Here is a 13,544-nt window from a genome sequence, read left to right as displayed (position 1 = left end):
AGGGCTTTTCGTTCGGAACGGCGCGGACGCCTTACTTCTTCTTCGGCATGTACAGATCGGTGATCGTGCCGTCGTAGATTTCCGAGGCCATCGCCACCGACTCGCTCAGCGTCGGATGCGCATGGATGGTGTGGCCGATGTCTTCCGCTTCCGCCCCCATCTCGATCGCCAGGCCGATCTCGGCCAGCAGATCGCCGGCATGCACGCCGACGATCGCGCCACCGATGATGCGGTGGGTCTCTTCGTCGAAGATCAGCTTGGTGAAGCCCTCGGTGCGACCGATGCCGATCGCGCGGCCACTGGCGGCCCACGGGAACTTGGCCACGCCGACCTTCAGGCCCTTGGCCTTGGCTTCGGTCTCGGTCACGCCGACCCAGGCGATTTCCGGGTTGGTGTAGGCCACCGACGGAATCACGCGGGCGACCCACTCCTTCTTGTGGCCGGCTGCCACTTCAGCGGCCAGCTTGCCCTCGTGCGTGGCCTTGTGGGCCAGCATCGGGTTGCCGACGATGTCGCCGATGGCAAAGATGTGCGGCACGTTGGTACGCATCTGCCGATCGACCGGGATGAAGCCGCGGTCGGTGACCTGCACGCCGGCCTTCTCGGCATCGATCTTCTTGCCGTTCGGCGAGCGGCCCACGGCCACCAGCACGCGGTCGAAGGTGCCCTGCGCCAGCGCAGGCGCCTGGCCTTCCTCGGCGGCTTCGAAGGTCACGGTGATGCCCTTGGCATCGGCGGTGACGCCCGAGGCCTTGGTCTTCAGGTGCACGTCGATGCCCTGCTTCTTCAGGCGGTCGGCCAGCGGCTTGACCAGGTCCTTGTCGGCGCCGGGCATCAGCTGGTCCATAAACTCGACCACGGTGACCTTGCTGCCCAGCGCGCTGTACACGGTGGCCATTTCCAGGCCGATGATGCCGCCGCCGACGACCAGCAGCGAGCCCGGCACTTCGGCCAGCTCCAGCGCATCGGTGGAATCCATCACGCGCTTGTCGTCCCACGGGAAGTTCGGCAGCTTCACCGCCTGCGAACCGGCGGCGATGATGCATTTCTGGAAGCGCAGCAGCTGGGTGCTGCCATCAGCGGCGGTGATCTCCAGCTCGTTGGCCGAAACAAACTTGCCGACGCCCTGCACGTTGCGGACCTTGCGCTGCTTGGCCATCCCGGCCAGGCCCTTGGTCAGCTGGTTGACGACCTTTTCCTTGTACGCGCGCAGCTTGTCCAGGGTGATGGTCGGCTTGCCGAACTCGACGCCGAAATCACCGGCGTGGGCCACTTCGTCGATGACCGCAGCAGCATGCAGCAGCGCCTTGGACGGGATGCAGCCGACATTGAGGCAGACGCCGCCGAGGCTGGCGTAACGTTCGACCAGCACCGTATCCAGGCCGACGTCGGCGGCGCGGAAGGCTGCGGTGTAGCCGCCCGGGCCGGAGCCCAGCACGACCATCTCGCATTCGATGTCGGCCGGCTTGCCGCTGGACAGCGCCGGCTTCGGCGCAGCCGGTTCGGCCGGGGCGCGGTGCGACGGGGTCACCGGCGGCTTGCTGGCCGGGGCGGCCGGAGCCGGCGCGGCGGCCTTGGCCGGGGCTTCGGCGGCGCCTTCAGTGTCCAGCACCACGACCACGGCGCCTTCGGACAGGGTGTCGCCCAGCTTGACCTTGATTTCCTTGACCACGCCGGCGGCCGAGGACGGCACTTCCAGGGTGGCCTTGTCCGACTCCAGGGTCACCAGACCCTGATCCTTCTTCACCGTGTCGCCGACGGCGACCAACACTTCGATCACCGGCACATCGCTGTAATCGCCGATGTCGGGAACCTTGACTTCAATCGTGGCCATGGTGGGTTTTCCTCGTGCCCGCCCGGCGGCGCCGGCGGGCTGTCACTGCATCTGTTCACGCGGCCGCGCCAGGGGCTGCGGCCGCACGGTGGGGGCGAAGCGGTGCCTTACAGCAGCACGCGGCGCATGTCGGCCAGTACCTGCGACAGGTACGTGGTGAAGCGTGCGGCCAGTGCGCCGTCGATGACGCGGTGGTCGTAGCTCAGCGACAGCGGCAGCATCAGCTTCGGTGCGAATTCCTTGCCGTTCCAGACCGGCTGGATGGACGACTTGGAGACGCCGAGGATGGCCACTTCCGGTGCGTTGACGATCGGGGTGAACGCGGTGCCGCCGATGCCGCCCAACGAGCTGATCGAGAAGCAGCCGCCGCTCATGTCCGCCGGGCCCAGCTTGCCGTCGCGTGCCTTCTTGGCCAGTTCGCCGGTTTCCTGCGCGATCTGCACCACACCCTTCTTGTCCACGTCGCGGATGACCGGCACGACCAGGCCGTTCGGCGTGTCGGCGGCGAAACCGATGTGGAAGTACTTCTTCAGGGTCAGGTTTTCACCGCTGGCATCGAGCGAGGCGTTGAATTCCGGGAACTTCTTCAGCGCTGCGGCGCTGGCCTTGATCAGGAAGGCGAGCATGGTCAGCTTGATGCCGGCCTTCTCGTTCTCCTTGTTCAACGCCACGCGCAGGCCTTCCAGGTCGGTGATGTCGGCCTGCTCGAACTGGGTGACGTGCGGGATCATGGCCCAGTTGCGGGCCAGGTTCGCACCGGAGATCTTCTTGATGCGCGACAGCGGCTGGACTTCGGTCTCGCCGAACTTGCTGAAGTCGACCTTCGGCCACGGCAGCAGGTTCAGGCCACCACCAGCAGCGACGGCGCCACCGGCAGCTGCCGGCACGCCACCGCTGAGCGCGGCCTTGACGAACTTCTGTACGTCACCCTTGGTGATGCGGCCACCCTTCTCGGTGCCGTTGATCTGCAGCAGGTCCACGCCCAGCTCGCGGGCGAACACGCGCACCGCCGGGGTGGCGTACGGCACCTTGGCCGGCAGCACGCCATCGGCATTGAACTGCACCGGCGGGCTGGACGGGGTACCGGCCGAGGCGATCTCGCGGGCCGCCAGCTTGTCCGGCTGCGCCGGCACAGCGACCGGCTCGACCTTGGTGGCGGTCTCTGCGGCAGCCGGAGCGGCAGCAGCAGCGGCCTTGGTCGGCGCCGGCGCGGCAGCGCCCTCGGCTTCGATGATTGCAACCACGTCGCCTTGCGACAGATTGTCGCCCACCTTGACCTTGATCTCCTTGACCACGCCGGCCACAGACGACGGCACTTCCATGGTGGCCTTGTCGCTTTCCAGCGTGACCAGGCCCTGGTCCTTCTTGACCGTATCGCCCACGGCGACCAGCACTTCGATGACCGGAATGCCGGCGTAGTCGCCGATGTCCGGCACCAGGGCTTCAACCGCACCACCGCTGGCAGCCGGAGCGGCCGGCGCAGCTGCGGCCGGCGCGCTCTGGGTGGCGGCAGCCGGGGCAGCGGCCTTGGCCGGTGCCGGTGCCGGTGCGGCCGGCTTGGCGGCTTCGGCTTCGCCTTCGGCCACTTCGATCAGGGCCACGACCTTGCCTTCGGACAGGCTGTCGCCCACTTTGACCTTGAGCTCCTTGACCACGCCCGCCACCGAGGACGGCACTTCCATGGTCGCCTTGTCGCTTTCCAGCGTCACCAGGCCCTGGTCCTTCTTGACCGTGTCGCCGACGGCGACAAGCACCTCGATTACCGGGATATCGCTGTAGTCACCGATATCGGGGACAAGTGCTTCCTTGATTTCGGCCATGGGGATAACTCCGGCAATCTGGTGTAGGGAAACGTCTATTGTGCGGCCAGCGGGGTCCAGCGCCAACCGTTACAGGTGTTTTCAGTACGCACGCAGCCGGGACAGGCTGTTGCCCATGGGTCGGGTGCGCGACCAGTCGGTAGCGTATTGTCCAGGCGATGTCCGCTTCATGTCGCCCGCGCGTCGGCCACCGGCTGCCAGGCCTGGCGCAGGCGCGGCAACGACCACGCCGCATTGGCAGGGCTGGTCGACGGCAGCGCGACCACCTTCGGCGGGGCCTCCAGCCGCGGCAACACCCAGCGCTGGAATGCCTGCAATGACGCGCCGCCATTGCAGCCGATCAGCGTCAGCTCAGGCAACGTGGCGATCAGTTCCGGCAGTGCATTGGCCACTTCCGTGCCACGCACGATGTCCGCATCCAGGCTGCCGCGCCGCTCGCAGCGCCCGATCACATCCCACAGGCCGATGCCTGCGGCCTTCAACGCCTGCAGCCGTTGCGCATAGGGCAGATCCGCGTCGAAACCGCAGATATCGGCCATCAGCGGCCAGAAGCGGTTGCGAGGATGCGCGTAGTAGCGCTGCTCCTGCAGGGATGCCACGCCTGGCATCGAGCCCAGCAGCAGCACCCGGCATCCCACGTTCACCTGCGCTGGCAGGCCAATGCACAACGTTGCTGCGCTCACATCTTCTCCAACTGCATGAATGTCGGCGAGAGCAGAAAACGCCATGAATAAAGGCATTCCGCACCCGTCGCTGAACAAGGAAAACTATTTTTTAACGTGCGTCGGATTCGATTCATGTTGGGGCGACTACGGTGTGCTCGCCCCGCAACCGGGGGCCCAAAACAAGAAACATTAGGAGATACCCCCATGCGCTCCATCCGTATCCTGAGTCTCGCCCTGCTGACCTCCGCCGCCTTCGCGCCGGCCGCTTTCGCCCAGGACAGCAGCACCACCGATACCGCTTCGGGCAAGCATTTTGCCGTTGTTGGCGGCATCTCGCTGCTGGAGCCGAAGAACGACCCGATCACCGGCGTGAAGAAGACCGACGGTGGCCCGGCGCCGACCGTCAGCTTCAGCTACTACATCAACGACAACTGGGCCGTTGAGCTGTGGGGCGCTGCCGACAAGTTCGACAACAAGTTCAAGGGCCCGAACAACGCCCGCCTGGGTTCGGTCGAGCAGCAGCCGGTCGCGCTGAGCGGCCAGTACCACTTCGGCCAGGCCGACAACGTGTTCCGCCCGTTCGTGGGCGTGGGCTACTACCAGTCGAGCTTCAGCAACGAGAAGCTGGGCAACGGTGCTGACACCGACATCCGCTTCAAGGATGCCAAGGGCGTGATCGGCACCGTCGGCGTCGACATGAACATCAACTCCACCTGGTTCGCCCGCGCTGACGCCCGCTACATGCGCGCCCGCCCGGACATCAAGGTCGGCGGCGAGAAGATCGGCGAAGCCAAGATGGATCCGTGGACCGTCGGCTTCGGCATCGGCGCCCGCTTCTGATCCAGGCAGCACCTGCTTCACTGATGCAACGCGACGGGCCCTTCGGGGCCCGTCGTCGTTTCCGTCACCCGCGTTCCGCGTGTAGAGCCGAGCCCATGCTCGGCTGCTTTTTTGTAGAGTCGAGCCAAGCCCCCTATCCCGAGTCGAGCGGCGGGCTCCGCGCGCATTGCGATGCGTTACGTTCAATGGCGCCCACGGTCAAGGGTGGCGCGGCTCGGCTCTACAGACACAGGACGCGGAGACACGATGGACGACGTCGACCTGCTGGTGATCGGTGGCGGCATCAATGGCGCCGGCATCGCCCGTGACGCCAGCGGCCGCGGCCTGCGCGTGCTGCTGTGCGAACAGCATGACCTGGCCGCGCACACCTCCAGCGCCAGCAGCAAGCTGATCCACGGCGGCCTGCGCTACCTGGAGCAGGGCGAGTTCGGGCTGGTGCGCAAGGCGCTGGGCGAACGCGAGGTGGTGCGCCGGCAGGCGCCCCATCTGGTCCATCCGCTGCGCTTCGTCCTGCCGTGGGAACCGCACCTGCGCCCGCGCTGGATGCTGCGCGCGGGGCTGTGGCTGTACGACCATCTGGGCCGGCGCAGCCCCGCCTTCCCCGCGTCACGCGCACTGGAACTGCAACACGATCCGCTCGGCCAGTGGCTCTCCCCGGCGCTGCGGCAGGCCTTCAGCTACGCCGATGCGCAGGTCGATGACGCGCGGCTGGTACTGCTCAACGCCCTGGATGCCGCGCAGCGGGGCGCACAGGTGCAGGTGCGCAGCCGCTGCATCGACCTGCACCCCGTGCAGGGCCGGTGGCGGGCCGTTCTGGAATCCGCCGATGGCCAGCGGCACCCCGTGAATGCCCGCGCCGTGGTCAATGCGGCGGGCCCGTGGGCCGGGGGCCTGCTGGAACGGATGCAGACGCGCAGCGGCGCCCCTGCGCTGCGCCTGGTGCAGGGCAGCCACATCGTGCTGCGCAGGCCCTGGCCCGATGACAGCGCCTGCCTGCTGCAGCAGCCCGACGGACGGGTGGTGTTCCTGCTGCCTTTCGCCCACGACCACCTGCTGGTGGGCACCACCGATACCGACTATCGCGGTGACCCGGCGCGCTGCAGCGTGCTGCCTTCCGAGGTGATCTACCTGTGCGAAGCGGCCAATCGCTACCTGCGTGACCCCATCGCCCCGAACGAGGTGGTCTGGGCGTTCGCCGGTGTCCGTCCATTGCTGGCCGACCCGGATCCGCGCGCAGCGCAGCTGAGCCGCGACTACCGCCTGCAGGTGCAGGTGGACCCGGCACCGGCGCTGCATGTACTGGGCGGCAAGCTGACCACCTACCGGGTGCTGGCCGAGGAGGCACTGGACCTGCTGCGCCCTGCCCTGCCACAGATGGGACCGGCCTGGACGGCGCGCGGAGACCCGCTGCCGGGCAGCGACTGGGGCGACGCCGCACAGGCGTGCTCGCGCCTGCTGGCGCTGGCACCGTGGTTGCCCGCAGGTATCGCGCGACGCTGGGCCGGGGCCTATGGCAGTCGCAGCGCGGAACTGCTGCAGGGTGTACAGGGCCTGCACGATCTGGGCGAGGACTTCGGCGGTGGCCTGCATGCACGCGAAGTGGACTTCCTGCGCGAACGCGAGTGGGCGTGTGACACCGACGATATCCTGTGGCGCCGGAGCAAGCTGGGGTTGCGGCTGGATGCTGCGCAGGTGGCACGGCTGCAGGCGTGGATGGAGGGTCGGATCCCTTTCCCACGGAAAGGGCTCTGACCCCCGTGATGCCACGTGTGCCAACCCAGGTTGGCAGCTACCAGGGCAGCCGCGCGCGACGCGATCGATGCATTAGGATTTCCCCATCGCCATTGGAGACGCTGCATGACGCCCCGCTACGTGCTGGCCATCGACCAGGGCACCACCAGTTCGCGCGCGATCCTGTTCGACCGCGCCGGCGACATCGTCGGCAGCGCGCAGCGCGAGTTCGCGCAGATCTTCCCGCAGCCCGGCTGGGTCGAGCATGACCCCCGCGAGATCCTTACCAGCGTCTATGCCACATTGACCGAACTGCTCAGCCGCGGGCAGATCGACCCACGCCATATCGCCGCGCTGGGCATCACCAACCAGCGCGAAACCACCGTGGTCTGGGACCGTGCCACCGGCCAGCCGATCCACAACGCCATCGTCTGGCAATCGCGGCAGAGCCACGCCATCTGCGAGCGGCTGAAATCGGAGGGGCATGAAGCACTGATCCGCGAGCGGACCGGGCTGCTGATCGACGCCTATTTCTCCGCGACCAAGGTGCGCTGGATCCTCGACCACGTGGATGGTGCGCAGCAGCGCGCCGAACGTGGTGAGCTGCTGTTCGGCACCATCGACAGCTGGCTGGTGTGGAACCTCAGCGGTGGCCAGGCACATGTGACTGACTACAGCAATGCGGCACGCACGCTGCTGTTCAACATCCACACGCTGGACTGGGATGACGACCTGCTGGCCCTGCTCGACATTCCGCGCGCGATGCTGCCGCAGGTGCGCGACTCCAGCGCGGTGTACGCACACACCCGGCCGCAGTTCTTCTTCGACCACCCGATCCCCATCGCCGGCATCGCCGGTGACCAGCAGGCGGCGCTGTTCGGCCAGGCTTGTTTCCAGCCGGGCATGGTCAAGAACACCTATGGCACCGGTTGCTTCATGTTGATGCACACCGGCGCGCAGGCGGTGCGGTCGCGCAACGGCCTGCTGACCACCATTGCCTGGGGCCTGGACGGGCGCGTGGAGTACGCGCTGGAGGGTTCGATCTTCATCGCCGGCTCGGTGGTGCAGTGGCTGCGCGATGGACTACGCATGATCGAACGCGCCAGCGACAGCCAGGCGCTGGCTGCGCAGGTGCCCGACAGTGGCGGCGCCTACCTGGTGCCGGCGTTCGTCGGCCTCGGCGCGCCCTATTGGCGCAGTGATGTGCGCGGTGCGATGTTCGGCCTGACCCGTGGCACCCGCAAGGCGCACTTCGTGCGCGCCGCGCTGGAAGCGATGGCCTACCAGACCCGCGATGTACTCGATGCGATGCAGTCCGATGCGGGTATCGCGCTGACCGAGCTGCGCGCTGATGGCGGTGCGATCGGCAACGACTTCCTGGCCGGTTTCCAGGCCGACATTCTCGGTGTGCCGCTGCTGCGGCCGCGACTGACCGAGACCACCGCGCTGGGTGCGGCCTACCTGGCCGGCCTGGCAGTGGGGTTCTGGAACAGCCGCGAACAGATCGCCGCGCAATGGGGCCTGGGCCGGCGCTTCGAGCCACGGATGGAGGTGGCCCGGCGCGAGAAACTGTATGCGGGATGGCAGCAGGCGGTGGCCGCCACCCTCGCCTTCCACGTCGATTGAAACGGCAATGCCCTGCCCTGCTGCGGCACGTGGAGTGACACTGTAGAGCCGAGCCATGCTCGGCTGCTGCTGGCGGGATACCGCAAAAAGCAGAGCCGAGCATAGGCTCGGCTCTACAGGCGAATGGGCGCTGGCGTCAGAACGCCGGCAGCACCGCGCCCTTGTACTTGGTCTCGATGAACGCCTTCACCTGCGGGCTGGTCAGGGCCTTGGCCAGCTTCTGCACGCGGGCGTCGTCCTTGTTGTCCGGGCGCGCGACCAGGAAATTCACGTACGGCGAGTCCTTGCTCTCGATCGCCAGCGCATCCTGGGTCGGGTTGAGGCCTGCGTCCAGCGCGTAGTTGGTATTGATCAGGGCCAGGTCGACCTGGTCCAGCACGCGCGGCAGCATCGCCGAGTCGAGCTCGCGGAACTTCAGGTTCTTCGGATTGGCGATGATGTCGCGCTGGGTCGCCAGTGCGTTGGTCGGGTCCTTCAGCTCGATCACGCCGGCCTTGTGCAGCAGGATCAGCGCGCGGCTGTTGTTGCTCGGGTCGTTCGGGATCACCACGTCGGCGCCTTCGCGCAGCTCGGCCAGCGACTTGACCTTGCGCGAGTACGCACCGAACGGCTCGATGTGCACGCCGATCACCTTCACCAGGTCGGTCTTGCGGTCGCGGTTGTAGGCATCCAGGTAGGGCTCGGTCTGGAAGTAGTTCGCATCCACCTGCTTCTGCACCAGCTGGTCGTTGGGCTGCACGTAGTCATTGAACACCCGCACGTCCAGGTCCACGCCTTCCTGCTTGAGGATCGGCTTGACCACCTCGAGGATCTCGGCATGCGGCACGGCCGTGGCGGCCACCACCAGCTTCTGCGAGGGCTCGCCGGACTTGCCGCAGGCGGTCAGGGCCAGCGCAGCGGCGAGCAGGGGCAGCAACAGGGTCTTTTTCATGGGGGATTGAATTCTCGGGGGAGTGTCAGGAGTTTTCGTAGTTGCTCAGGGCCAGCTCAAGCAACGCCTTGGCCTGCTCGCGCAGCATCATGGGCTCGACGATCTCGGCATCCGAGCCGTAATGCAGCACATCCATCAGCAGCTCGCGCGAGACGCTGTACGGCACCTTCAGCTCATAGCGGCCGTCGGCCAGGAAGCGGCCCTGCTGCTTGGAATGCCAGTGCTCGTCGGCCACCCAGCGCGCGGCCTTGGCGCTGAACAGGATGGTCGCCCAGCCCTTCGGCGCGCCAGAGAAGATGCCGTAGCTGGCGCCGAGCTGCTCGTCCAGCTCGCTGTCGGCGACGTCGCGCGCGGTGCTGTCGACCACCCGCGCCTTGTGGATGCGGTCGACCGCGAAACTGCGCAGGGCGTCGCGGTCATGGTCCCAGGCATCCAGGTACCAGTTGTCGCGATAGTGGGTCAGGCGCTGCGGCGAGACGGTGCGCTTGGTCGGCTCGTCGGTGGAACGGGCACGGTACTCGAACGCCAGCTGGCGGCGCTCCAGCACGGCCGATGCGACGCTGCGGAAGCTGCCTTCGTCAAACTTGCGGCCACGGTGCGGAATCACCCGCACGCGGTCGACCGGCCAGCTGGACACGCCGGCCTGGGCCGCCAGCAGGCTCTCGATGCGTTGCTGCAGCGGTGCCAGCACCGACGACAGCACACCACCGCCGGTCCGCGCCAGCAGGTGCTGCGAGGCCAGCAGGGCATGCAGCTCCTCCGAGCTGAGCCACAGGCCGGGCAGCTCGAAACGGTCGCTCTCGTCAGCCTGGTAGCGGAAGCCCGCCTCGCCGTCGCCCTCGATCGGTGCCATCAGCGCATCGCGCAGGAAGGCCAGGTCGCGGTAGACGGTGGCGCGGGAACAACCGAGCTTGTCCTGCAGGGTCGCCACCGTCACCGGATAGCGCGCGGACTTGAGCAGACGATGCAGGGCGGTGATGCGTTCGTATCGGTCCATACCCCCGATTATGTCCGAGTCGCGGGTCTTGTGTGGGACGTTTGGGCTATCGTGGTCGCCCCCACCCCCATGGAATGCCCGATGCGCCGGTTGCCTGCCCTGTCCCTGCTGGCCTGCCTGCTGCTGGCCGCCTGCGATCGCGCGCCGGCGCCGGCCGGCGCCGAGCCCCCGGTACCCGTCGCCGATCCGACGCAGGCGGTGCTGGGCGCCAGCCAGCGTTTCGCGGCCCTGCGCAGCTTCCACGCCGAACTGGAGGTGCTGGGCGCACCACAGCCGGTGCGCAGCGGCATGGACTTCGTCGCGCCCGATCGTTTCCGGGTGGAGACGCCGGCGGGGCCGCAGACCATCATCGGCGACACCATGTTCCTGCAGGCCGACGGCGCGATCCGCCAGGTGCCGACCCCGCCCGGCCTGCTCGAGCAATGGCGCAACCCGCTGCCCGCCGATGCCCTGCCCGCCGAACTGAAGGCCGAAGATCTCGGCAGCCAGTCGCTGGACGGGGTGCAGACCCGGCACTACCGGCTGCGCGGCGCCCAGCCCGGGGAACGCCTGGAGTACTGGGTGGATGCTCAGGGCCTGCCACGCCAGATCGTACGCAGCGGCAGCAGCAATGGCCGCAGCTTCCAGCTGCGCCTGCGCTATTCGCGCTTCAACGACCCTGAGGTGCGCGTCGATCTGCCCTGAATAGGCGACCGCGCCAACGTTCGCTGAAGCGCGCATTGGATCGATTCGGACCGCCATCACGCTTCCAGTATCATCACCGGCTGTCAACCGTTCCGGAGAAGCCTCGATGTCCCTGCGCGTGTCCCTGCTGGTCCCCCTGCTGCTGTGTGCGCCGCTCGCATACGCACAGGATGCCTCCGAACTGGCGGCGATGTCCTCGCCGTGGAGTGGCAGTGGTGGCGAGCTCGGGTTTGCCTCGGCACGCGGCAACAGCAGCACCGAGAGCTTCAACGGCCGCCTGCGCCTGCGCTACACCGACGGTGACTGGGTGCACAGCATGGACCTGTTCGGCCTGCGCTCCAGCTCCAAGGTGACCGAAACCAACGACGACGGCACCACCACCCGCCGCAACAACACCACCGCCAACCGCTACACCGGCAGTGCCGGCAGCGCGCTGCAGCTGGGCGAACACCGCCAGCTGACCGCGACGGTGCGTACGGAACGCGACGACTTCGCCACCTACGACCGCCAGAGCTCGTTCGGTCTGGGTTACGGCACCCGCCTGTGGAACACCGAGCGCTTCTCGTTCGACGCGCAGATCGGCCCCGGTGTGCGCCGCACCCACAGCACCGAGGACGACCGCACCCGCACCGGCCTGATCGGCCGTGGCCTGTTCGACATGAAGTATTCGCTGACTGACAACACCGACCTGGTCAACACGCTGCTGGTCGAATCCGGTTCGTACAACACCTTCGGCCAGAACGACTTCGGTGTCTCGGTGAGCATGAACGAGCACCTGGCACTGAAGGCCGGCTGGCAGGCGCGCTACAACAGTGACGTGGCCGAGGACAAGCGCAAGACCGATACGCTGACCACGATGAACGTGGTCTACAAGTTCAAATAAGCAGAACGGGCGCCAGGGCGCCCGTTCTTCTTCCGGTAGTGCCGGCGGTAGCTCAGACGTTCAGCAGTTCGCCGGCACCGGCTTCCAGCAGCATCTTCGCCACGCGCTGGCCCAACGCCTCCGGATCCCGGGCCGGTCCCATCGCCTCGGCGCGCACCGCACGACCATCGCTGGCACTGCCGACCAGGCCCTGCAGGTGCAGGTCGTCGCCCTGCCACTGCGCGATGGCCGCCACCGGCACGTGGCAGCTGCCATGCAGCGCGCGGTTCATCGCCCGCTCGGCTTCCACGCAGGCGCGCGTAGCGGCGTCATCAAGCGTGGCGAACAGCGCCATCAGGCGCGTATTGCCACCGTCGCACTCCACCGCCACCGCGCCCTGCGCCGGTGCCGGCAGCCACTGCGGCGGCTGCAGGCGCGCGACGATGCGCCCGCCCAGGCCCAGGCGCTCCAGGCCGGCCACGGCCAGCACGATGGCGTCGTAGCCACCATTGTCGAGCTTGGCCAGGCGGGTGTTGACGTTGCCGCGCAGGTCCAGCAATTCCAGATCCGGGCGCAGCGCGCGCAGCTGGGCCTGGCGGCGCAGCGATGAGGTGCCGACCCGCGCACCGATCGGCAGCGCGTCCAGCGAGGCGTACAGGTTGGAGACGAAACCATCGGCTGGATCGTGGCGGGTCAGCATCGCCGGCAGCGCGAAGGGTTCGTCCAGTTCCATCGGCACATCCTTCAGCGAGTGCACGGCGCAGTCGGCCTCACCGCGCAGCATGGCCAGCTCCAGCTCCTTCAGGAACAGGCCCTTGCCACCGATGGCGGCCAGCGAGCGGTCGAGCACCTCGTCACCGCGGGTGCTCATCGGCACCAGTTCCACATGCAGCCCGGGATGGGCCTGGCGCAGGCGGTTGGCGACGTGTTCGCTTTGCCAGAGGGCGAGCGGGCTCTTGCGGGTGGCGATGCGGACGGTTTCCATCCGGTCATTATCGCGCCTTCGGCGCGGATACGGCCAACGGCGGAGCCCCTCGTGGCTGGTGCCATCAAAGCAGAAGCCGTGCTTGGCCGGGGCGGTGGGGTCATGCGGGGACGCCGTGAACCCATCCCTGGGGGCTTGGCCGCGGCTTGCTCGTGTGCGCTGTCCTGCGCACACGGCAAGACCGGGGTTGGGCGTCCTGCCCAACCCGCCCGAGGCATGCCTCGGGCCCATGCCGCGGACACCCCGCATGACCCCACCGCCCCGGCCCCTGACAGTTTCCGTGTGCGCCAGCCACGGAAGATCAAAAAAAGAGTGCAGAAGCAAAGGCAACAGCCGACGGCTTCCGGGGTCAGATCCCTTTTCCGCAGGAAAAGGGATCTGACCCCTCTTCCCCCACCCGATAACAACAATGCCTTTGCCGTCCGACGCGGGAAAAAGAGAGGGTTGGGCCGGGGTGGGGTGGCGGGACCGTTGGCGCCATGGATGGCGCCATCGAGCCCCCAGGGATGGGTCTACGGCGTGTCCCGCCACCCCACCCCGGCCCGACCCAGCACGTAAGAACAACGAGC

At 67.5% G+C, this 13,544-nt stretch carries 11 protein-coding genes; 5 read left to right on the top strand and 6 right to left on the bottom strand.

Features of this window, described 5'->3' with window-relative positions:
- Positions 1–31: 31 nt before the first annotated feature.
- The 3 genes from lpdA to AC5P53_RS02435 all read right to left on the bottom strand — a co-directional run bounded on the left by lpdA (position 32) and on the right by AC5P53_RS02435 (position 4,337).
- Positions 32–1,834, bottom strand: a complete 1,803-nt coding sequence (lpdA, locus tag AC5P53_RS02445; RefSeq protein ID WP_126411382.1) for a dihydrolipoyl dehydrogenase — start codon at positions 1,832–1,834, stop codon at positions 32–34.
- Positions 1,835–1,941: 107 nt separating this feature from the next.
- Positions 1,942–3,654 (bottom strand): dihydrolipoyllysine-residue acetyltransferase, encoded by a 1,713-nt coding sequence (aceF, locus tag AC5P53_RS02440; protein ID WP_075077125.1) that lies wholly within the window; start codon positions 3,652–3,654, stop codon positions 1,942–1,944.
- A gap of 167 nt (positions 3,655–3,821) precedes the next feature.
- On the bottom strand, positions 3,822–4,337 hold the full coding sequence (locus tag AC5P53_RS02435; RefSeq protein ID WP_134809325.1) for a DNA-deoxyinosine glycosylase: 516 nt from the start codon (positions 4,335–4,337) through the stop codon (positions 3,822–3,824).
- A 186-nt stretch (positions 4,338–4,523) separates the two neighbouring features.
- Here AC5P53_RS02435 and AC5P53_RS02430 point away from each other — a divergent pair, with 186 nt between their 5' ends.
- From AC5P53_RS02430 to glpK, 3 genes are all read left to right on the top strand, one after another.
- The gene (locus AC5P53_RS02430; RefSeq protein WP_014648503.1) at positions 4,524–5,159 is read left to right on the top strand and encodes an OmpW/AlkL family protein; all 636 of its coding nucleotides are present in this window, start codon (positions 4,524–4,526) and stop codon (positions 5,157–5,159) included.
- Positions 5,160–5,405: 246 nt separating this feature from the next.
- Entirely contained in the window at positions 5,406–6,911 is a 1,506-nt protein-coding gene (gene glpD, locus AC5P53_RS02425) for a glycerol-3-phosphate dehydrogenase (protein ID WP_241887510.1), read from the top strand.
- Positions 6,912–7,016: 105 nt separating this feature from the next.
- Positions 7,017–8,516 (top strand): glycerol kinase GlpK, encoded by a 1,500-nt coding sequence (glpK, locus tag AC5P53_RS02420; RefSeq protein WP_241887512.1) that lies wholly within the window; start codon positions 7,017–7,019, stop codon positions 8,514–8,516.
- Positions 8,517–8,652: 136 nt separating this feature from the next.
- Here the strand turns inward: glpK and AC5P53_RS02415 are convergent, their stop codons facing one another.
- Both AC5P53_RS02415 and AC5P53_RS02410 read right to left on the bottom strand, forming a co-directional pair.
- Entirely contained in the window at positions 8,653–9,447 is a 795-nt protein-coding gene (locus tag AC5P53_RS02415; protein WP_014648506.1) for a MetQ/NlpA family ABC transporter substrate-binding protein, read from the bottom strand.
- Positions 9,448–9,472: 25 nt separating this feature from the next.
- On the bottom strand, positions 9,473–10,444 hold the full coding sequence (locus tag AC5P53_RS02410) for a helix-turn-helix transcriptional regulator (RefSeq protein ID WP_014648507.1): 972 nt from the start codon (positions 10,442–10,444) through the stop codon (positions 9,473–9,475).
- Between the two features lie 81 nt (positions 10,445–10,525).
- Here AC5P53_RS02410 and AC5P53_RS02405 point away from each other — a divergent pair, with 81 nt between their 5' ends.
- Together AC5P53_RS02405 and AC5P53_RS02400 are read left to right on the top strand one after the other, a co-directional pair.
- The gene (locus tag AC5P53_RS02405) at positions 10,526–11,128 is read left to right on the top strand and encodes a LolA-like protein (RefSeq protein WP_241887515.1); all 603 of its coding nucleotides are present in this window, start codon (positions 10,526–10,528) and stop codon (positions 11,126–11,128) included.
- Between the two features lie 106 nt (positions 11,129–11,234).
- A complete protein-coding gene (locus AC5P53_RS02400; RefSeq protein WP_014648509.1) occupies positions 11,235–12,011 on the top strand; it encodes a DUF481 domain-containing protein in 777 nt (258 codons plus the stop codon).
- Positions 12,012–12,063: 52 nt separating this feature from the next.
- Here AC5P53_RS02400 and hemC read toward each other — a convergent pair whose 3' ends face one another.
- On the bottom strand, positions 12,064–12,975 hold the full coding sequence (gene hemC, locus AC5P53_RS02395) for a hydroxymethylbilane synthase (RefSeq protein WP_032961279.1): 912 nt from the start codon (positions 12,973–12,975) through the stop codon (positions 12,064–12,066).
- Positions 12,976–13,544 lie beyond the last annotated feature (569 nt).

Source organism: Stenotrophomonas sp. YJH_SMC_82 (assembly GCF_059368875.1).
The sequence above is the reverse complement of the archived record's forward strand: the minus strand, read 5'-3'. Positions and strand labels throughout refer to the sequence as shown.